The sequence below is a fragment of the Nannocystis bainbridge genome (assembly GCF_028368995.1).
GTDB lineage: Bacteria > Myxococcota_A > Polyangia > Nannocystales > Nannocystaceae > Nannocystis > Nannocystis bainbridge.
Genome location: NZ_JAQNDL010000003.1, coordinates 444,080 through 463,807 on the forward strand (window position 1 = coordinate 444,080; position 19,728 = coordinate 463,807).

Annotated in this window: 15 protein-coding genes; 9 read left to right on the plus strand and 6 right to left on the minus strand. The window is 72.4% G+C overall.

Annotated features, from left to right (window positions below):
- The first annotated feature begins 4 nt into the window (after positions 1 to 4).
- A complete protein-coding gene (locus tag POL25_RS27165) occupies positions 5 to 1,552 on the plus strand; it encodes an ABC transporter substrate-binding protein (RefSeq protein ID WP_272089121.1) in 1,548 nt (515 codons plus the stop codon).
- A 155-nt stretch (positions 1,553 to 1,707) separates the two neighbouring features.
- Here the strand turns inward: POL25_RS27165 and POL25_RS27170 are convergent, their stop codons facing one another.
- On the minus strand, positions 1,708 to 4,257 hold the full coding sequence (locus POL25_RS27170; RefSeq protein ID WP_272089122.1) for a serine/threonine-protein kinase: 2,550 nt from the start codon (positions 4,255 to 4,257) through the stop codon (positions 1,708 to 1,710).
- Positions 4,258 to 4,312: 55 nt separating this feature from the next.
- Here POL25_RS27170 and POL25_RS27175 point away from each other — a divergent pair, with 55 nt between their 5' ends.
- Both POL25_RS27175 and POL25_RS27180 read left to right on the plus strand, forming a co-directional pair.
- Positions 4,313 to 5,215: a hypothetical protein gene (locus POL25_RS27175; RefSeq protein ID WP_272089123.1), complete on the plus strand. Its 903-nt coding sequence runs from the start codon at positions 4,313 to 4,315 to the stop codon at positions 5,213 to 5,215.
- A gap of 21 nt (positions 5,216 to 5,236) precedes the next feature.
- Positions 5,237 to 6,910 (plus strand): hypothetical protein, encoded by a 1,674-nt coding sequence (locus tag POL25_RS27180; RefSeq protein ID WP_272089124.1) that lies wholly within the window; start codon positions 5,237 to 5,239, stop codon positions 6,908 to 6,910.
- Between the two features lie 7 nt (positions 6,911 to 6,917).
- Here the strand turns inward: POL25_RS27180 and POL25_RS27185 are convergent, their stop codons facing one another.
- On the minus strand, positions 6,918 to 7,808 hold the full coding sequence (locus tag POL25_RS27185) for a hypothetical protein (RefSeq protein ID WP_272089125.1): 891 nt from the start codon (positions 7,806 to 7,808) through the stop codon (positions 6,918 to 6,920).
- Here POL25_RS27185 and POL25_RS27190 point away from each other — a divergent pair.
- On the plus strand, positions 7,807 to 8,031 hold the full coding sequence (locus tag POL25_RS27190; protein ID WP_272089126.1) for a hypothetical protein: 225 nt from the start codon (positions 7,807 to 7,809) through the stop codon (positions 8,029 to 8,031). The two genes, POL25_RS27185 and POL25_RS27190, sit on opposite strands and share 2 nt — an antisense overlap.
- Before the next feature lie 256 nt (positions 8,032 to 8,287).
- Here POL25_RS27190 and POL25_RS27195 read toward each other — a convergent pair whose 3' ends face one another.
- Together POL25_RS27195 and POL25_RS27200 are read right to left on the minus strand one after the other, a co-directional pair.
- Positions 8,288 to 9,385, minus strand: coding sequence for a hypothetical protein (locus tag POL25_RS27195; RefSeq protein WP_272089127.1), 1,098 nt, complete (start codon positions 9,383 to 9,385; stop codon positions 8,288 to 8,290).
- Positions 9,386 to 9,810: 425 nt separating this feature from the next.
- A complete protein-coding gene (locus POL25_RS27200) occupies positions 9,811 to 10,374 on the minus strand; it encodes a hypothetical protein (RefSeq protein WP_272089128.1) in 564 nt (187 codons plus the stop codon).
- A 147-nt stretch (positions 10,375 to 10,521) separates the two neighbouring features.
- Between POL25_RS27200 and ndk the strand changes: the two genes are divergently transcribed.
- The 4 genes from ndk (at position 10,522) to POL25_RS27220 (ending at position 17,093) form a co-directional block, all read left to right on the plus strand.
- Positions 10,522 to 10,941 carry a nucleoside-diphosphate kinase gene (ndk, locus tag POL25_RS27205; protein ID WP_272089129.1) on the plus strand — a complete coding sequence of 140 codons (420 nt, stop codon included), beginning with the start codon at positions 10,522 to 10,524 and terminating at the stop codon, positions 10,939 to 10,941.
- A 31-nt stretch (positions 10,942 to 10,972) separates the two neighbouring features.
- A complete protein-coding gene (gene rlmN / locus POL25_RS27210) occupies positions 10,973 to 12,124 on the plus strand; it encodes a dual-specificity RNA methyltransferase RlmN (RefSeq protein WP_272089130.1) in 1,152 nt (383 codons plus the stop codon).
- Positions 12,125 to 12,192: 68 nt separating this feature from the next.
- On the plus strand, positions 12,193 to 16,797 hold the full coding sequence (locus POL25_RS27215) for a serine/threonine-protein kinase (RefSeq protein WP_272089131.1): 4,605 nt from the start codon (positions 12,193 to 12,195) through the stop codon (positions 16,795 to 16,797).
- A 53-nt stretch (positions 16,798 to 16,850) separates the two neighbouring features.
- Positions 16,851 to 17,093: a helix-turn-helix domain-containing protein gene (locus POL25_RS27220; protein WP_272089132.1), complete on the plus strand. Its 243-nt coding sequence runs from the start codon at positions 16,851 to 16,853 to the stop codon at positions 17,091 to 17,093.
- A gap of 1 nt (position 17,094) precedes the next feature.
- Here the strand turns inward: POL25_RS27220 and POL25_RS27225 are convergent, their stop codons facing one another.
- Positions 17,095 to 18,087: a TonB family protein gene (locus tag POL25_RS27225; protein WP_272089133.1), complete on the minus strand. Its 993-nt coding sequence runs from the start codon at positions 18,085 to 18,087 to the stop codon at positions 17,095 to 17,097.
- A gap of 58 nt (positions 18,088 to 18,145) precedes the next feature.
- Here POL25_RS27225 and thyX point away from each other — a divergent pair, with 58 nt between their 5' ends.
- Positions 18,146 to 19,036, plus strand: a complete 891-nt coding sequence (gene thyX / locus POL25_RS27230) for an FAD-dependent thymidylate synthase (RefSeq protein WP_272089134.1) — start codon at positions 18,146 to 18,148, stop codon at positions 19,034 to 19,036.
- Between the two features lie 49 nt (positions 19,037 to 19,085).
- On the opposite strand, the gene POL25_RS27235 is transcribed toward thyX, so the two are convergent.
- Positions 19,086 to 19,712, minus strand: coding sequence for a PP2C family serine/threonine-protein phosphatase (locus POL25_RS27235; RefSeq protein ID WP_272089135.1), 627 nt, complete (start codon positions 19,710 to 19,712; stop codon positions 19,086 to 19,088).
- Positions 19,713 to 19,728: the final 16 nt, after the last annotated feature.

Genomic DNA, 19,728 nt, shown 5'->3' on the forward strand with positions numbered 1-19,728 from the left:
TCGCTTGACCTCACAGATCTTCGACACGTTGCTCGACTGGGATCCACACGCCGATCCCCCGCGCCTCGTGCCCGAGCTGCTCGCCGACCTGCCCGAGATCAGCCCCGACGGTCTCACTTATTCGTTGCGCTTGCGGGAGGGTCCGCGGTTCCAGCGCGACACCTGTCTCAAAGACCAGGCGCGTCCCGTCCGCGCCGGCGACGTCGCGGCCTCGCTGCTGCGCATCCGCCCGGACAAGCACGCCGCGTGGTCGCTGCTGGCCGGCCGGATCGCCGGCCTCGACGCCTGGCATCGCACGCCCGACGAGCGCGCGCCGATCACCGCCGACGACGCGGCCGGCACCGTCACTCTCCGGCTCACGCGCCCGCAGCCGGAGTTCGCGGCGATCCTCGCCCACCCCGCGCTGGCGATCGTCCCGCCCGAGTGCGTCGATCACTACGACGGCTCGGCGCCCGAGCGCCCGCGGTTCGCCCGCCATCCGGTGGGCAGCGGGCCCTATCGCCTCGACCACGCCGCCAGCGAGTTCCCACGCACCGCCGTGCTCGTGGCCACCGACGCGCCGCGCCCGTACCCGCAGCCGCCCGGGCGGCCGCCGCTGCCGTGCACGCAGGCACCCGCGGCCGCGCGCGTGGTGCTGACCCACTTCCAGCACGGCGAGCCGGCCCTGCGCGCCTTCCAGGCCGGCGAGCTGGCGGCGATCGTGCCCGGCCAGGCGCAGTTCGCCGAGGTGGTGGCGCTCGGGCGACCTGTCCCCGGGGCCCTGCCCTCCGGGACAGGTCTCGAAAAATTCCCGGTCGCCGCGATCGACCTCCTCTACTTCAACATGGCGAGCCCGGAGATCGGGCATCACCCCGACCCGGCCCGCGCGCGCGAGAACCTGGCCCTGCGCCGCGCGATCGCCCGCGCGTTCGATGTCCCGCGCTACCTCGAGGTCGTGCGCAACGACGCGTGGGCCGAGGCTAGCGCCAGCGTGCTGCCGCGCGAGGTCTCGCCGCGCGTCGATCTCGCGGACGCACCGGCCCGGCCCGACCTCGCCGGCGCGCTGCAGATCCTCGCCGACGCCGGCCTGTCCCACAGGACATTTGTCTTGAACTACTGGGGCGGCCCCAGCGAGCCCGAGCGGCAAGAGGCCGCGCTCCTGCGCGAGTTCCTGCGCCCGCTCGGCGTCGACCTCCGCTTCACCCCGCGCGACAATTTCCTGTTCGACCCGGGCCTGCGCGCCTCGGCCCACCTGTTCGGCCTCCGCTTCGACGCCGACTACCTCGACCCGAGCAATTTCTTGTCGTCGCTGACCTGCCAGGCCCCCGACAACCTGGCCGGCTTCTGCGACCCGGGCTACGACGCCGCCTACGCCGCCTTCGCCGCCCTGCCCCCCGGCCCGACCCGCGACGACGCAGCCCGCCGCCTCCAGGCGCTGCTCGGCGAGCAGATGCCCGTGCGACCGATCGATCAACCGAGCGCGTGGTACCTCCACCAGCGCTGGCTCGGCGGACTGGTCCGCCACCCGCTGGCCGGCCTGCGCATCGAGCTGCTGTGCCCCGACATGCCCTGAAGGACATGCGCCGTCTCAATGCATCTTGAGACATGTCCATGAGAGCATGCCTCTTTGGACATAAACTTTCGCGCATGCTCTGGGAGACATGTTCCGATTGCCGAGGAGCGAGTGAAGCGCCGGGCTCCATTGAAGCGGGCCGCCAGAGCGCGGGGTCAGCGGAGTTTGAGCCGCAGCCGCACGCGCGAGGTCTCGTCGCTCACCGGATAGCGCACCGACTCCAGCTCGTCGCGCACGCATCCCTGCCACGACGAGGCCGACGCGTCGATCGGCACGGGCTCGAGGTTCAGGCTGCCGACGACGCCGCGACCCCGCGTGATCGACACATCCGCGGCGATCACCGGCGGAGCACCGACACACGCGCGAAGCGCCGCGAGGGCCCCGAGCGTCGCGGTCGTCGCCTCCGCGGTCGTCACGGTCGCTGCCGTCGCCATTCCGGCTTTCACCGCACGCGTCACCGGCTCCGAACCGGGCTTCACCGCGCGCCGCGACGGACGAACCGGGACGGGGTCGACGCCGACCTGCGGCGGCTCGCTCGGCGGTCCCTGCGACGGCTCGACCCGCGTCGTCTCGCTCGTCGTCGCCTCCAGCGAGATCGGCTCGTTCTTCGCCTCGATCTGCGTCGGCTCGGCTCGTGCCGGCTCGCTCCGCTGCGATGATTCGGGCGGTGCTTCCGGGCCCGTGAGCGCGGACAACAACGACGCGAGCACAGCTCCGATCACGCCCCCACCCGCGAGCCTCCACCACACCGCAGGACCGAAGGCGGGCGCCGGGCTCGGCGACGCCGGCAGCGAAGCCGCTTGCATCGCGGCTGCCTGGGATGGGGCCGCCGGTGATGCCGGAGCCGCCGCGCGCGAGGCGACCGAGCTGGGAGCGCGGAGCTCCTGGATCGACGCCGCGGTGCTGCGAAGCATCTGCCCGAAGTGCGCCATCGTCACCGTGCGCCGCTCGGGCTCGGGCGCCAGGACCTCCGCGAGCTGCTCCAGGAGCTCGCTCTCGGCCAGCTCCGGCGCCGCTTCGAGCAACACTTCGCGAAGTCGATCGTCGAGCGCTTCGCGGGGGCCGGCGTCGATGATCTTGTGGACCCGCGCGCCGCCGTTGCGCTCGCCGGTCACGAGCGAGTACAGGATGAGGCCCAGGGAGTACACGTCGCTCAGGCGCGTGTGTTTGATGCCGCGCAAGATCTCGGGCGCGACCCAATCGGGTTGCCCGAAGTTGGGGCCCGTGTCGCCGCGGTGCGGCGGCGCCTCGGCGTAGCGCTGATCGGAGGCGGCGAAGAAGTGATCGAGGAGGCGACAGTCGCTCAGATCGATCACGCGGACCCGCGGCGTGGTCCCTTGCTCGAGGATGAAGTTGCCCGGGTGGACGTCGCCGTGGATGATGCCCCGGCTGTGGGCCTCGCTCAGCGCCTCGGCGATCTCAGCGACGGTCTCGACCGCCGCGAGCGCATCGAGCCGGCCCCGCGCGAGCCGCTCCGCCAGGGTTGCGCCCGGGATGTACTCCTCGACGAGGTACCACGCACCATCTTCGCAGTGATCGCAGTCGTGAATGCGGACGAACGCCGGGTGCGACAGCTTCTGCAGCGCCGTCGCCTCGCGGCAGATCTTCGAGGCGCGCGGCTTGGCCTCCGTCCGCGGGCCGATCTTGACGATGACCTCGCAGTCGAGCACGTGGTGGTACGCGCGCCAGGTCTGACCGTTGCGCGTCTCGGCGAGGCGGAGCCGGAGCTCGAGGCGACGCTCGAACAGCTGCGGCGTGACGGTCGCGCTGCACGGATCGCCGCTCGTCGCCTCGGAGCACATCGGCTCGGGTGTCGGCGCCGGGCCCTTGTCCGCGGGCACCGGCCACACATGCAGCGCCGGCCGCAGCGTCGGGTCCGCCGCGCGCTGCGGCCACACGTGGGCGCCCGCGACCACCAGCCGCTCACGCAGCTCGGCCATCGTCGCCGGCCGCCGCTCCACCTCGGGATCGCCGGCCGCGAGCACGACGCGCTGCAAGGGCACGGGCGTGTCCTCCAGCCCCTGCGGCCAATCGGTCGCCGGGCGCCGCGCCAACAATCGATAGAGCGTGCGACCCAGGCCGAACACGTCGGTCCGCGCGTCGATCGTGTCCCCGGCCTCCGGCGGCCTGTAGCCCTCCGTCCCGAGCGGGATCCCGACGGCGGTCGGATGCCGGGGCGGCTTCAGCTCGAGCGTCGCCTCCGGCGTGACCTTGGCGAGCCCGAAGTCGACGAGCTTCGCGTCCTGTCCCGACCACATGATGTTCGACGCCTTGACGTCGCGGTGGATCACGCCGGCCGCGTGCGCTTGCATGAGCGCCTCCGCGATCTGGACCCCGATCCGCCACACCTCCACCGGCATGAGCCGCTTCGCCGCGCCGCACCACTGGTCGAGCGGCGCGCCGTCGATGAAGGCCGTGGCGATGTAATAACCGTGCGGGGTCTTGTCGCAGTCGATGAACTCGGCGATGTGCGGGTGCCTCAGCCTGGCGAGGATCCTGCCCTCACGATAGAACCTCTCCTCGCTGGCCGCGTCGAGCTCGGGGTGGAGCACCTTCACCGCGATCGTCCCGCCGCCTCGCAGGTCGTGCGCGCGATACATGCTCGCCGTCTCGTTGTCGTAGATGCGAGCTTCGAGCCGGAAGCGATCGCCCAACACGCAGCCGGCGAGATCGACGCGAGCAGGCGAGCGAGGTGAGGGCGGCATCCCCGTGAGCGTGGCGTGACGCGGTCGAACAGGTCAACCGCACCGCGAGGCCAGCATGGACACGCGCGCCGAGGTCGGCGACAACGAGGCCATGTCGCTCCGCGCCGCGCTGTCCCTCGTGCTCGCCGGCCCCGCTCTCGCGGCTCCTCCCGGCGCGCCGCTCATCCCGCCGGACGCCGACAACGTCGCCCTGTGGGACCACCTGAACGCCGCCGATCCGTCGCTCACGACGGCGCCGGCGCCGGTCGAGCGCGCCGTCGCGGTGGCCGAGCTCGCCGAGGCCAGGCTCGCCGGGGCGGACGCCGTCGACGTGATCGAGCTGCTCATGCTCGCGAGCGGAGCCCGCCGCGTCGCCTACCAGCGCACCGATGGAACGCAGCGCGGTCTACATCTTTGCGCCCTGCTGCACGACGCGGAGGTGGTGCTCGGCCGCCCGGAGCTGGCCTCCGCGGTCGTCGAGTCGGCCACCAAGTTCCGCGACGAGGCGCGAGCTGGTCTCACGAGTCACCCGACCGCGCCCTGCGTGGCACCTGCGAGTGTGAGCAACGAAATAAAAGCAGTACCCGAAGGCCCTGCGCCGCTCACCGAGACGGCTGACGCTCCGCCGCCCCGCCGACCCATCGCGAAGCTCGCCGCCGGCTCCGCCCTCGCGGTCGTCGGCGTGGCACTGGCGTGCGGCGCCTTCGCCAGCCTGGCCGGTCGACGCCGCGCCGACGTTTCCATCGCCGAGCTCAACGCCGCCTGGGTCGCCGAAGATCGCAGCCCGACCCTGCAAGAGCTCGAGCTCGGCGCCGCGGCGAACCGTCGCTACGAACGGCTCGGGACGGCGGCGTTGGTGCTTGGCATCGCCGGAGGTGTAAGCCTGCTTACAGGCCTTGCAGTGGCCCTCGCTCCGCAGCGCGCCGCCTCACGCGCGCGAGTTCGCGCCAGCGGCGCTGGGCTCGTATATACCTTCTGAAGCGCCCGCCGGGAGCTCTCGATGGTCCTCCGCCTCTGCCTCTCCCTTGTCCTCGCCCTCGTCACGCTCGCCGGCTGCACCGCGGACGCTCCGTCGTACGCCGCGCTGACGGCCGCCGCGAATCTGTCCGAAGGGACAGGCAGCACCACCACCGAATCGACGACGCACCTCCCCGCGGACACGACCGCGCCGTCGACGACGACGGGCGCGACCATGGGCGCGGCGGACAGCGGCACGAGCGACGCGAGCGCGAGCGAGGCCGGCCCGACCACCGCCGACGACGCCGAACTGCTGCCGCCGCAGATCCTCGCGGTCGACATGCCCGACGCGGTCCACATGGCCGGGCCGGTCGCGGTGCAGGTGACCGCCGAGCGCGCGACTGCGGTCCGGGCCACGCTCGACGGGCTCGAGCTGGCGCCGTTCGTGGATCAGGGCGGCGGCGTGTGGCTCGGCGCGGTGCCGATCTTCGGCTCGGTCGACGAAGGTGATCACGTGGTCGAGGTGACGGCGACCCACGGGCCGCTGCTCGCCACCTGGCCGCCGCTGTCGCTCTCGGTCTCGACGCCGGAGCCGGGCACGCAGGCGTGGGCGGTGCTCGCCCCGCCGGCCTCGACGACGCGGCGGGCGGCGGTCACCCCCGAGGGCGATCTGCTCGAGGTCGGCGCCTCGGAGGTCGAAGGCGTGATGAAGCCGGCGATCCGCAAGCGCTCCGCCAAGAACGGCGGCGAGCCGTGGCCCGAGGGCACGATCGTGCTCGACGCCCGCGAAGGCTCGGCGGACGCGATCGCGGTGCGGGCCGACGGGTGGATGTGGGTGGCGATGAACGTCGCCGACCCCAACAATAAAAAGTGGCAGCCGCGGATCGTCCTGCTCGACGCCGAAGGCCACGCGACGGGCGTCGAAGCACCGACCGAACCCGGACCCTCGGTGCGTGGCATCGCGGCGACCGAGGACGGCGGGTTCTTCGCGGTAGGCTTCGGCGCATCGGGTTTCGGAGACATCGACGTCGCGCACTGGCGGATGACCGGCGAGGACGTGGCGACCGCGACGGCGAAGCGGTGGGACTACTGGCCCATGGGCAACAAGGCCTTCCAGCACACGTTCGACGACATGGCCTTCGACGTCGTCGTTACAGATGGTGTCGCCTGGGTGGTCGGCGCGAGCACTGGTGACCACGATGAGCTCAAAATAAAACTGACCCGTGGCTTCGTCGTGCGCCTGGACGTGGAAACCGGCGCGCAGCTCGGACCCGGGTTTGTCGCCGCGCCCGTGACGTTGTGGCGTCACAGCATGTTCCTCGCCGCAAGTCACCATCCCGACGGTGTCATCGTCACTGGCAACGAGAGCACCATCGATGGCATCGACCAGCGAATCACGGTCCAGGCGTTCGACGCCAGCGGCGCGCGCATTTACCACAAGAGTGAATGGATCGCGACCGTCGCGTATGGGACCGGCGTCGCGTGGAGCGTCCACGGAGCCGTCCTTGCCACCGGCGCCGTGCACGACGGCGACGGACTCCGCGGCATCCTCTACGGTCGCGGGGCACCCGGCCTCAACTTCGATCACTGGTTCCCCGGAACTGAGCCCTCCGCGGCGAATGGGCTCGCCCTGGACGCCTACGAACAGGTGTACCTGGTCGGCGAACGAACCATCGGCGGCGTGCGGCAGGCACGAGCCGCACGGATCCACCGATAAGCGCCGCTCACTGCGGTATGAAACTGTTGCACGCCTCTTGGACGAGGCTCGCGGCGGCGCCGTTGAAAAACGTCGCGTACTGCTCTGCGCAGCAGTCGCCGTCATCGTGATAGGGGAACTGTTCGATCACGTCCGTCAGGTGCATCGGGCCGGGGGGGTCGTTGTAGGTGCAGCCCGGAACCGGCTCACCCACAAGCAACTGCGGCACGATGGCGAGGGCGACGATCGCATCCTCGTCGCCGCCCTTTGCTGCCACCACGGCATCGCGGACTTTCTTCGCGCTCAGGATCGATTGGTCGTCCTCGCGATCCATGATGAACACGAACACCAGGAGCGCGTCGGGCCGCAGAAAGCCGGCGTTACAGCCGTCGGGCCCGTTGAGCTCGGGCGAGAGCGCCGCGACCAGCGAGTCGGCCAGCGGCGGATCGGCCCCCCATGTACCCACCTGCGCGATGCACTTGAACGCCTCGATCGGGTCCGGCTCCCCCGCGATGATGTAGCGGTTGCCACCGTACAGGTCACAAGGCTTGTTGTACGCGTAGGCGCCTGCGTTGAACACGAGCCCTGCGCCCCGGGTCTTGTCGCACGTCCAAACTTGATCGACGTACTTCCCGCACTCGTAGTCGGGGGCGTACTCACCGCAGTTGCCCATGTTCAAACAGAAATCCGGCGATTCGCATTGCTGGCCGCGCCACATCTTGTCGGCGTTGATCGAGATGACGTGCGGATCGAAGTCGGCGAAGTCGTTCGCTATGGTCTCCATGAAACCGGGCAGGCTGGCGATGAGCTGTTCCTGCTCGGTCACCATCGTGTGCAGCGCCGAGATCGCGAACACGAAGTCGATCTTGCCCTTGCAGCCCGCGGGTGTCGGATCGCCGAGGTCCGGCGGCAGTTGCATGTCGAACGTCGACGCTGCGCCCGAGTCGCTCGCCGCGCTGCTGTCCTCCGAGCTGCCGCTGGTGGACGTCGAGGTCGAACTCATCGTCGTGTCCGAGCTGCTCGAGGTATGCGCCACCGAAGTGACGCCCGGGCCCGTCGAGAACCCCGGCGAGTTGTCGGCGCCGCAGCCGAGCGCGAGGACAGCGGCGAGGACGAGGGGACGCATGCCGTTCAGAGCCTAGCTCGGCCAGGCGCGCGATGTCACGCATTTCTGCGTCCGCACCGCTCTGGTGGCCATCAGCCTCGCCTCCGGAACCGGTGCGCCTGAACAGCTTCCGCCGGTCGTCGAGGCCGCCTCGGGCAGCGACCTCTGTCTCCGGGCGCGAGCCACTGCCCCGGGCCGCGAGTGGAGGTCACCGCATCCCATCCTCTTCTTCGGCAGCAGCGGAAGCATCCGTGCCTCGGTGCACGGCATCGCGGCGACCGAGGACGGCGGCTTCACTGCGGTATGAAGCTGTTGCACGCCTCGTGCACGAGGCTCGCGGCGGCGCCGTTGAAGAACGGCGCGTAGTTCTCCGCGCATACGTCGCCATCGTCGTGGTAGGGGAACTGCTCGATTACCTCGATCAAGTGCTGGGGACCCGGAGGATCATTGTAGGTGCAGCCCATGACCGGGTCGCCCACAAGCAACTGCGGGACGATCGCCAGCGCGACGACGGCGTCTTCGTCGCCCCCCTTCGCCGCCATGACGGCATCCCGGACCTTCTTCGCACTCAAGGTCGATTCGTCATCCTCGTTGTCCTTGATGAGCACGAACACCAGGAGCGCGTCGGGCCGCAGAAAGCCGGCGTTGCAGCCCTCGGGCCCGTTCATGTCGGGCGTAAGCGCCGCGACCAGCGAATCGGCGAGCGGTGAATCGTCGCCGAACGTGCCCACCTGCGCGATGCACTTGAACGCCTCGATCGGGTCCGGCTCCTCCGCGATGATATAGCGGTTCCCACCGTACAGGTCACAAGGCTTGTTGTACGCGTAGGCGCCCGCGTTGAACACGAGCCCTGCGCCCCGGGTCTTGTCGCACGTCCAAACTTGATCGACGTACTTCCCGCACTCGTAGTCGGGGGCGTACTCACCGCAGTTGCCCATGTTCAAACAGAAATCAGGCGACTCGCACTGCTGGCCGCGCCACATCTTGTCGGCGTTGATCGAGATGACGTGCGGATCGAAGTCGGCGAAGTCGTTCGCTATGGTCTCCATGAAGCCGGGCAGGCTGGCGATGAGCTGTTCCTGCTCGGTCACCATCGTGTGCAGCGCCGAGATCGCGAACACGAAGTCGATCTTGCCCTTGCAGCCCGCGGGTGTCGGATCGCCGAGGTCCGGCGGCAGTTGCATGTCGAACGTCGACGCCGCGCCCGAGCCGCTCGCCGCGCTGCTGTCCTCCGAGCTGCCGCTGGTGGACGTCGAAGTCGAAGTCATCATCATGTCCGAGCTGCTCGAGGTATGCGCCACCGAAGTGACGCCCGGGCCCGTCGAGAACCCCGGCGAGTTGTCGGCGCCGCAGCCGAGCGCGAGGACAGCGGCGAGGACGAGGGGACGCATGCCGTTTGGAGCCTAGCCCGGCCAGGCGCGCGATGTCACGCATTTCTGCGTCGGCGTCATCCTGTCGCCCGGTCGCCTCGCCTCCTCGACCTGTGCGCCTGGGCGGCTTGCGTCGGCCTTGCCGGTCGTCGAGGCCGCCTCGGGCAGCGACCTCTGTCTCCGGGCGCGAGCCACTGCCTCGGGCCGCGAGTGGAGGTCACCGCATCCCATCCTCTTCTTCGGCAGCAGCAGAGGCATTCATCACCGACTGCATGAGACCCGCGCCCTCACCGATGAGCGTCTCTCACCGGGGGACGAAGCTCCTCCACGCCCCGTGGACGAGGCTCGGCATTCGGACGACGCGCATGCTCTTGCTTCCTCATGTTACATGTCCCTTTCGACATGTCCCTTAAAACATCCTCGACGCGAGCTCGACGCGTCCTCGCTCACAGCCACGACCCGAGCGTCAGCGACAGGGTCAGCGTCTCGGCCACGCCTCTGCCCTTGAACTGCACCATGTCGATCGCCCCCTCGGCTCCGATGAGGAACCGCTTGCCGACCCGGCCCCAGATGCCGACGCCGAGCCCGTAGTGATACGCATCGGCCGCGCCGACCTCGACGCGCGCCCGTCCGGTCGCGAACCGGTGGCTGTAGCCGCCGCGCAGCAGCATGTAGCCGAACGCCCGGCGGTTGACCGCGCCGAGCCGCAGCTCCGGCGCCAGGTGCAGCGTGCGGTCGAACCCGGTGGTCCGGCGGTCGACCATCTCGTAGCCGGCGCGGCCGCCGAACGCGACAGCGAACCCGCCGCTGGCCCGGAACACCCCGATCGACCCGCCGATCGCCGCGCCCGGGCGATAGTCCGCCAGCACGAACGCCGCCGGGTCGACGCGCAGGTAGCCGCGCAGGCAGCCCATCGCCTGTCCTTCGCGCCAGCCCGGGCACCGCGGCTCCGCGGCGGCCGCCGCCGGCACCAGCCCGATCCACAGCCCCAAAAGTGGCGCCCAGCGCATCGACCGGACACTGTGACCGCACTCTTGCGCGCAGCAATCGCCGCCCGCGAGCCCAGCGACGCGGCGCACAGGCGATAATTGCGCCCCGTCACGCGCCCGCCTCTTTACGCCCCGCGCGCCTCTGCTAGCCTGCGCGCCACGAATCGCATGCAACGCACCTTCGCCATCATCAAGCCAGACGCCGTCGCCGCCGGTCACCAGGGCGGGATCCTCGCCGCGCTTCAGGAGTCCGGCCTGCGCCTCGTCGCCATCAAGGCCATTCGCCTCTCCACCGCCCAGGCCGAGGGCTTCTACGCGGTCCACTCGGCCCGCCCGTTCTTCCGCAGCCTCGTCACCTTCATGACCGAGGGTCCGGTGGTCGCCATGGTCCTCGAGGGCGAGGACGCCATCGCCAAGTGGCGCGGCCTGATGGGCCCGACCGACGCCACCAAGGCCGGCAAGGAGACCCTCCGCGGCCGCTTCGGCACCAGCATCGAGCGCAACGCCACCCACGGCTCCGACGCGCCCGACACCGCCGCCTACGAGATCGGCTTCTTCTTCAGCGGCCTCGAGCTCGCCGGCCTGTGAGCCGCCCGGGCGCCCTCGCATCACCTGTCCCATGAGCCAGCTCGTCGCCATCCGCGGTCCCGCGCGCGGCCTCCCCAAGGATGGCCCGCCGAACCTGCGCGACCTCGATCGCGACGGCCTCGCCGCCTGGCTCTCGGGGCACCTCGAGGGCGCCCCGCGCCACCGCGTCGGCCAGCTGTTCCGCTGGCTGCACGGTCGGCGCGCACCTGACTTTTCGGCCATGTCCGACGTGCCAGCCGCCGATCGGGCCCGCCTGGCCGCCCAGGCCAGCCTGCGCCGGCTCGACGTCGGCACCGTGCTGCACGCCCGCGACGGCACCCGCAAGCTGCGGCTCGTCACCGTCGACGGCCAGTCGATCGAGAGCGTGCTGATCCCCAACGACGAGCGCGGCTACACCCAGTGCGTCTCGTCGCAGGTCGGCTGCGCGCTGACGTGCCGGTTCTGCGCCACCGCCAGCCTCGGCTTCCAGCGCAACCTCGCCACCTGGGAGATCGTCGACCAGGTCTACCAGGCCCAGGACCTGCTGGCCCGGGACGGGGGCGAGTACGCGCCGCGGATCACCAACATCGTCTTCATGGGCATGGGCGAGCCGCTGCACAACTACAACCAGGTGCGGCGAGCCATCGAGCTGCTGACCGACCCTGACGGCGCCGGCCTGGCGGCGCGCCGGATCACGATCTCCTCCTCGGGCCTGGTCCCGGCGATCGAGCGGTTCGCCGGCGACCCGCTGGCCAAGGAGGTCGGCCTGGCGATCAGCCTCAACGCCACCACCGACGCGGTGCGCGACGAGGTCATGCCGATCAACACCCGCTGGAACATCGCCGCCCTGCTGGCCGCGGTCCGCTCGGTCCCCCCGCACCGTCGCCGCTACGTGACCTTCGAGTACGTCCTGCTGGCCGGCGTCAACGACAGCGACGACGACGTCCGCCGGCTGGCCGCGCTGGTCGGCGACATCCGCTGCCAGATCAACCTGATCCCCTTCAACCCCCATCCGCACGCCCCCTACGGCCGACCCAGCGCCGCCCGTGTGCGCCGCTTCCTCGACCTGTGCCGCGCCGCCGGCCTGCGCGCCTACGTCCGCACCCCGCGCGGCGACGACATCGGCGCCGCCTGCGGCCAGCTGGCGCTGTCCGGCGACAAGCCTTCGGGACATGTCCCTTCCGACATGTCCTCTGCGACATAGCACCGGACCGCGCGGCCCGAATCCGCGCGTGGGGCCGCGGCGGCCGGCGTGGTAGCCTGCGGCCCGACGTGGCCGGCCCCGGAGACACCCAAGCGCCCCGCGCCGGCGCCTCGGAGCTGGACGCGACCACGGCCCCGCCCGCGCTTTCGGCCAGGGACCCGCTCGCCACCGTCGCCAGCGCCAGGCCAGCCCCGCCGGTCCACGACCCGCTCGCCACCGTCGCCAGCGCCAGGCCGGCCCCGCCGGTCCACGACCCGCTCGCCACGATCGCCAGCGCCAAGCCGCAGTGGGACGCCCCCGCGCCGGGCGAGCGCGACGCCGCCGGTCCGCCGCGGATCGGTCGCTTCGTGGTCCTGCGCGAGGTCGGCCGCGGCGCGATGGGGGTCGTCTACGCCGGCTACGACGAGGAGCTCGACCGCCGCGTCGCGCTCAAGTTGGTCCAGACCAGCGGCCACGACGACCCCTCGTTCGGCCGCGCCCAGCTGCTGCGCGAGGCCCAGGCGCTGGCCCGCCTCACCCACCCCAACGTCGTCGCCGTCCACGAGGCCGGCGAGTTCCGCGGCGCCGTCTTCATCGCCATGGAGTACGTCGACGGCGTCGACCTCCACCGCTGGCTGGCGCAGGCGCCCCGCAGCTGGCGCGAGATCGTCGCCGCTCTGCGCCAGGCCGGCGAGGGCCTGCGCGCCGCCCACGACGGCGGCCTGGTCCACCGCGACTTCAAGCCGAGCAACGTGCTCGTCGGCGCCGACGGCCGCGTCCGCGTCGCCGACTTCGGGCTCGCCACCCGGCGCGGAAGGACAGGTTCTTCGGGACATGTCCCGAAGACCACGTCACCGCTGATCACCGCCGAGGCCCTGGCGACCCTCGCCGGCAGCGGCGCGCTGATCGGCACCCCCGCTTACATGGCGCCGGAGCAGCTGCGACGCGAGCCGGCCACCGCCGCCAGCGACCAGTTCGCGTTCTGCGTCACCCTCTACGAGGCGCTGTACGGCCGGCGCCCGTTCACCGGCGACACCCTCGAGGTCCTCGCCGAGCACGTGCTGCACGCCGAGCCGCCGCCGGCCGCGCCCGACCCGCGCGTGCCGCAGTGGCTGCACGCCGTGCTCGTGCGCGGCCTGGCCAAGGATCCCGCGCGCCGCCACGCCGGCATGGCCGAGCTGCTCGAGCTGCTCGGCCGCGATCCCGAGGCCGAGCGCCGGCGCACCCGTCAGCGGCTGCTGCAGATCGCCGTCGCCGTGGCCGCCACCGTGATCGTCGTGCTCGGCGGCGTCGCGGCCACCCGCGCGCTGGTCCGCGCCACCGACGAGCGCCGCGCCGAGGCCCGCCTCGACGTGCTGCGCGGCCAGCTCACCGCCCTCACCGTCGCCCGCAAGCCCGACGAGGCCGCCCGCCTGTTCGCCGCCTTCGCCGCCCTGCCCGACAACCGCGGCACCGCGGCCCTGGCCCGCGCCTACCGCGAGTGGGGCGAGGCCCAGACCGACCCCGCCGCCGCCATCGACGCCCACGCCGGCGCCTACATCGCCGCGCGCACCCGCGAGGACCAGGCCGCCGCCCTGCGCCTGCTCGCCCTGCGCCTCGCCGACAGCCGCAACTTCACCGCCGCGGCCGCCGCCGTGGCCGCCCTCGACGCCCGCGCCCCCGAGCTCGCCGGCGACCCCCAGCTCGCCGGCCTGCGCCTGGCCGCCGCCCTCGACCGCCGCGACCTGCCGGCCGCCCGCGCCGCCCTCGACCGCCTGCCGGGCGACGATCCGAGGAGGTCTTACGGACATGTCCTTGAGAACATGTCCTCGGGGACATTCATCGCCCGCACCGCGATCGGCCAGCGCCGCGGGGTCGACCCCGAGTTCACCGTCGGCGACTTCGACGGCGACGGCCGCCTCGAGCTGGCCACCCACGCCGACCAGCGCGAGTCGGTGGTGGTGCTGCGCGCCGACCCGAGCCTCACGCGCGTGGCCGAGGTGCCGGCCCCCGGCCTCGCCGCCGCCGCACGCATCTTGCCGCCCGCGCTCGGCGGCGAACCACTGCTGCTGCTCGGGTTCGAGAACCCTGGCGGCATCGGCGACGCCTTCGTCCGCTACGCCGTCCACCCCGCGCACGCCGGCCCGAAACTTCACGAGTGGCTCGACAGCGCGGTCCTCGGGGCCGCCGTCGCCGACCTCGACGGTGACGGCCGGGCCGAGCTCTACACCGGCAGCGGCCCGTACGCCCGCAAGCTGCGGCAGACCGCTCTGGATCCTCAAGGCGCGTGGCAGACCCGGCCCGCCCACCCCTCGACTGACGCCGCCATCTCCGACATCAACGCCGTGCTCGCCGGCGACCTCGACGGCGACGGCCGGGCCGAGCTCGTGGTCGTCGCCGGCCCGTGGTCGGCCTACGACGTCCGCGTGTTGCAGGCCGGCGACGACGGCCGCCTGCGCATGCTGGCCCGCCGCAGCCTCGGCTTCGTCGAGTCGGCGGTGCTGCTGCGGGCCGGCGGCGAGCTGCGGATCGCCGCCACCAAGCGCGACGACTACCCCAACCCCGGCCGCTTCTCCGAGGCCGCCCCGTACGGCGAACCCGAGGGCCTCTACGTGCTCGCGCTCGACGGCGACACGCTGGCCACGCGCCAGCACTTCGCGCTGCCCGAGGGCGCCGAGCCGCGCTCCGGGCCTCGCTGGCTGCGCGTCGTCGACCTCGACGGCGACGGCGTCGACGACCTCGTGGCCGAGAGCGCGCACGACCTGGCGATCCACCGCGGCGACGGCGAGGCCTTGCAGGCGCCGCTGCGGCTCGCCGGCGTGCACGTGCGCGCCGCCGCCGACTTCGACGCCGACCCCGCTCACGAGCTCCTGGTCGTCTTGCCCGGCGACGGCGACAACCTCGTCATCCTCGGCGCCGGCGACACCCCGCTGCCCGCCATCGACCGCCCCGAGCCCGAGGCCCGGCCGATCGGCGCCGTCTCCGACCCCGCGCTCGTCGACGCCTGGCAGCACGCCGAGGAGCTGGCCGCCATCGGCCTGCCGCGCCGCAGCGCCGACGAGCTGGCCGCCATCGCCCGCCTCTCGGAACATGCCCATGAGGACATGCTCCTTCGGGCAGCCGATCTCTACGCCGCCGCCGAAGCGCACGCCCTCGCCGCCGAGCACTACCTCGCCGCCGCCGCCAGCCCCGACCTGGCCGCGCGCGCCCTGGCCGGCGCGATCGCCAGCCGGCGCGCCCTCGGCGACTACGCGGCCGCGCTCGAGCTCGCGGTCCGCCGCGCCGCCCTGCCCGGCCTCGACCTCCGGATCCGCCGCGAGGCCGAGGCCGAGCTCGACGCCCTGCGCCGGGCCACCGCCCAGCGCCCGACGCTCGCGCTCCGCTTCGATCGCCCGCTCGATCCGTCGTGGCGCGTGTTCGACCCGCTGTCGTTCGCCCGCAGCCCCGGCGACGGCAGCCTGTCCCTTCAGACATCCGCCGATCGCGTGCTCGCCGAGTTCCCGCTCGAGTGGGACCGCGGCACCACCTCGCTCACCGTCGACGGTGCGCTCGGTGACCTCGAGTGGGGCAGCCACCTGACCATCGCCGTCACCCCGGTCGACGGCGACGACATCTACCTCGGCGTGCGCGCCGAGTCGCGCGGCCGCAGCGAGCGGCCCGAACAGAACGTCACCCCCGTCACCGGCGCCAACGGCAACCTCGGCTTCTACGGCCTCTCGCTCCCCCCCGGCGGGTCGCGGCGCTTCCGCGTCGGCATTCATCACTTCCCCGACCTCGGCACCGCCCACCTCGAGCTCGCCACCGACGGCGAAGCGCCGCGGCGGGTCGTGCTGCGCCAGGGCCCGCAGTCGCCGCCGCCCGGCCCGCTGCGCCTGCGGATCCTCAGCCGGCCCGTCCAGCCGAGCAGCGTCGCCGACCTGCAGGTGTTCGCGATCGAGATGGTCGGCCTGCGCCGCGGCACCCTGCCGGCGAGCCCGAGCGCGGACGACCCGTGGCGCGCGGTCGCCCGGCTGATCGCCGAGGACGAGATCGACGCCGCGCTCGAGCGCCTCGCCACTGCCCCGGCCGCCGCTCCCGAGGCGCTGTGGCGCGTCGACCTGCTGGCCCGCACCGGCCGCATCGACGACGCCGCCGCGGCCTTGCGCACCAGCCTCGCCGGCCTCGCCGAGGACCACCCGTTCCACGCGCGCCTGCGCCAGCGGCTCATGCGCGACCCCGACAACTTCATCCTCGCGGCCAAGCGCGTGCTCGGGCCGGCGCTGTACGACCTGTTCGTGGACCCGAGCCGGCTCGAGTACACGTGGCGACCGGCGCGGATCCGTCATCACCTCGCCGACCTCGCCGACCTGCCGGTGACGCTGCCCGAGCGCGCCAGCGCCGACGCCCGCCGCCACCATCGCAACGCCCTGTACCTGCGCGGCTTCGCCTGGCAGCGCGCCGGTCGCTACGACCACGCCCTGCGCGACCTCGAGGCCGTGCTCCCGCTGCTCACCGAGTCGGACGACGCGCCCATGCGCAAGTACGTGCTGCGCCGCCTCGTCGACGCCAGCATCCACATGCGCGACCCGACCCGCGCGCGCCGGTGGATCACCGCGGCCCTGCTCGAGTCGCAGACCGCCGACCTCCTGCTCGAGGGCCTGCGCCAGCGCCCCGGCGTCGAAGCGATCTTCACCTCCGCCGACTGGGCCCGCTTCGAGGCGCTCACGCGCCGCTGACGCTTGCCGGCCGCGCGGGCGCCAGGTATTCGTGTCCCCAGGAGGAGACCGCCATGAGGAAGCTGCGCGCGAGCGGCCCCCCGAAGCTGGAGGGCGAATCCCCGCTCCTGACCGCCGACGACCTCGCGGTGTGGTTCCACTGCTCGCGGCGAGCCGTCTACGACCGCGTCTTCCGCAACCAGATCCCCGGCGTCGTCCGCCTCGGCCGCAGGCTCTACTTCGATCGCGTCACCATCCAGGAGTGGCTGCGCCGCCGCCTGCTCGGCGCCCCGCCCGAAGACCTCGAGTTCCACTGACTCAGTGGAAGTAGCGCTGGATCTGCCCGCCGTTCTGCTCGAACTCGAAGGCGAACCCGAACTCGATCAGCCCCGTCCGCGGATCGATCAACTGCGCCGGCGGGTTGCCGAACGGCGCCGCCGCCCGCACCGCGCGGATCGCCTCCTCGTCGAGGTAACCCAGCCCGGCCGGCCGGTCGATCGAGATCTTGTGGATCGAGCCGTCGGGGTTGAGGCGGATGTAGAGCGACGTCACCCACGACTTGGTGCCGACCTTCATGCTGTCCGACGCCCGGCGCTCGTGCAGCGGGCCCGGCTCCCAGTGGCCGGCCACCGCGTCGCGCACCCGGTTGAAGAACGACGCGTACTTCCAGCGGCGCGAGTTGAGGACGTTGTCGGCCCCCTCGGGCACGTTCTTGTCGATCGAGTCCATCGTCCCGGCCTGGCCGAGCGCTCGCTCCATCGACCCTGGCGTGCCGCGCAGCCCCGGGTTGCCGCCCGGCGCTGCACCGCCTGGCGCCAGCGGCATCGGCCCCAGCGCGCCCGGATCGACCTGCGGCCCCTCCGGCTGCAACCCCTCGCGCACGCTCGGCGCCTGCTGCGGACGCCGCTTGTTCGGCGAGTTGTCCGCGTCGGGCGCGGTGCCCGGCAGCATCGGCAGCCCGCCCGGCGTCGGCCGCACGTTCGGCGCGCGCGTCTCCTTGTCGGTCGACTGGTCGAACTCCGACAGGTACTTGGCGTCGTCGGGCGCCTTCTCCTTGCTCGTCCGGTCCTGCTTGATGAGGCGGCCCTTCGGCGGCTCGCGCGGCTGCGCCTCGGCCTCCGGCGGCGGCTCCTCCTCCGGGGGCACCAGCGCCACGTCCATCCACCCCTCCGAGCGCGGCAGCGGCGGCGTGTCCCAGCCGAGCTCGATGAGCTGGTTGCCCAGCGGCCACAGCACCAGGTGCACCAGCAGCGACGCCAGCAGCATGAAGACCACCAGGGTCAACCCGGAGTTGTCGCGCGGGCGTGGCATGGGCCGTCCCCAGTATAGCCGCCTCGGTCGCCAACGGCTGCGGTATACCCTGCGGCCGATGACCGTCACCGCCCGCCCGCTCTCCCCCGGCGCCGAGGCCCTGCTGGGGCGCGAGGTCCCCGTCCTCGACCTGGGCTTCGTCCAGCCGATCGACTACATGGGCAACGACAACGACATCGTTCAGGCCGCTCGCGTCAGCTACGGCCCGTCCACGCGCAAGGTCCACGACGACCGCGGCCTGCTGCGCTACCTCATGCGCCACCGGCACACCACGCCGTTCGAGATGTGCGAGGTCAAGTTCCGCTGCAAGATGCCGATCTTCGTCGCCCGCCAGTGGATCCGCCACCGGACGGCCAACGTCAACGAGATGTCGCTGCGCTACAGCGAGGCGCCCGACGAATTCTACGTCCCGGCGCTCGAGCACGTCACCCTGCAGTCGACGACCAACCGCCAGGGCCGCGACGCCGAGACCGCCGTCCCCGCCGAGCTGCGCGAGCGGGTGCGCGCCCTGCTGCACACCCGCCACGAGCAGCTCTACGCCGACTACCAGACCCTCGCCGGCGAGCTCGGGATCGCCCGCGAGCTCGCCCGCACCCTGCTGCCGGTGTCGCTTTACACGCAGTGGATCTGGAAGATCGACCTGCACAACCTGATGCATTTCCTCGACCTCCGCCTCGACCCCCACGCGCAGATCGAGATCCGCCTGTTCGCCGAGGCGATGGCCGGGTTCGTCCAGGCGTGGGTCCCGCAGTCGTGGGAGGCCTTCGTCGACTACCGCCGCGAGGCCCTGCCCCTCACCCGCCTCGACGGCGTGGCCCTGGCCCACATGCTGAAGGGCGAGGACGCCGACGCCGCCGCCGCCCGGGCCGGCCTCCAGGGCCGCGAGCTGCGCGAGTTCCACGACAAGCTGGCCCGCCTGCGCGGCCTGACCGAAGAGTCAGGTTCGTAGCGACATGTCCCCGAGGGCATGCCCCGAAGGGCATGTCTCGAAGCGCACCTCAGCCCGCGACCCGGCGCGCCACCACGATCGCCACGTCGTCGGGCAGCGCCCCGGAGCGCAGGCGCACGAGGTCGAGCAACCGCGCGGGGATCGCCGCCAGGTCCTGGCCCGTCACGACCTCCGCGATCGCCTCCAGGCGCGCATATTTCAACAGCCCGTCGGTCGCCAGGAGCAGGGTCGCGTCGCCCAGGCTGCCCGAAAAGGCCACCGGTGACGCGCACCGGCTCCCCAGCAGCGGCTTGCGCGGCTGACCCGCGGTGAGGTCGACGCAACGACCCGCGGCGTCGAACAGCAGCGCGCCCGAGTCCCCGACGCTGGCGCCGAAGATCCGTTCGCCGTCCACCCGGAGCACCACCGCCGTCGCCTCGCCGAGCGGCAGCTCGCGATCGACCCGGAGCAGCAGCTCCGCCCAGCCCGTCCCGTCCGGCAGCCTGAGGCTCGCCGCCACCGCCGCGATCACGGCCTCCGCCGCGGCCGCCCCGCCGCCGCTCCCGCCCGCGCCGTCGGCGACCACCAGCGTGGCGCCGCTCGCCAGCGGGAACACGCCCGCGCGGTCCTGGGCGCCCTCGAGCGCGCACGCGAGGGCCAGCGGTCGTCGGGGGTGCACGAGCGAATCGGAGACCACGATGTCGCCGAGCTTA

Coding starts and splice junctions, on each gene's coding strand:
- POL25_RS27225 (WP_272089133.1), bottom strand. CDS start 18,087: ATGCCACGCCCGCGCGACAACTCCGGGTTGACCCTGGTGGTCTTCATG.
- POL25_RS27175 (WP_272089123.1), top strand. CDS start 4,313: ATGGACACGCGCGCCGAGGTCGGCGACAACGAGGCCATGTCGCTCCGC.
- POL25_RS27180 (WP_272089124.1), top strand. CDS start 5,237: ATGGTCCTCCGCCTCTGCCTCTCCCTTGTCCTCGCCCTCGTCACGCTC.
- POL25_RS27185 (WP_272089125.1), bottom strand. CDS start 7,808: ATGCAACTGCCGCCGGACCTCGGCGATCCGACACCCGCGGGCTGCAAG.
- POL25_RS27195 (WP_272089127.1), bottom strand. CDS start 9,385: ATGCGTCCCCTCGTCCTCGCCGCTGTCCTCGCGCTCGGCTGCGGCGCC.
- POL25_RS27170 (WP_272089122.1), bottom strand. CDS start 4,257: ATGCCGCCCTCACCTCGCTCGCCTGCTCGCGTCGATCTCGCCGGCTGC.
- ndk (WP_272089129.1), top strand. CDS start 10,522: ATGCAACGCACCTTCGCCATCATCAAGCCAGACGCCGTCGCCGCCGGT.
- rlmN (WP_272089130.1), top strand. CDS start 10,973: ATGAGCCAGCTCGTCGCCATCCGCGGTCCCGCGCGCGGCCTCCCCAAG.
- thyX (WP_272089134.1), top strand. CDS start 18,146: ATGACCGTCACCGCCCGCCCGCTCTCCCCCGGCGCCGAGGCCCTGCTG.
- POL25_RS27190 (WP_272089126.1), top strand. CDS start 7,807: ATGTCGAACGTCGACGCTGCGCCCGAGTCGCTCGCCGCGCTGCTGTCC.
- POL25_RS27220 (WP_272089132.1), top strand. CDS start 16,851: ATGAGGAAGCTGCGCGCGAGCGGCCCCCCGAAGCTGGAGGGCGAATCC.
- POL25_RS27200 (WP_272089128.1), bottom strand. CDS start 10,374: ATGCGCTGGGCGCCACTTTTGGGGCTGTGGATCGGGCTGGTGCCGGCG.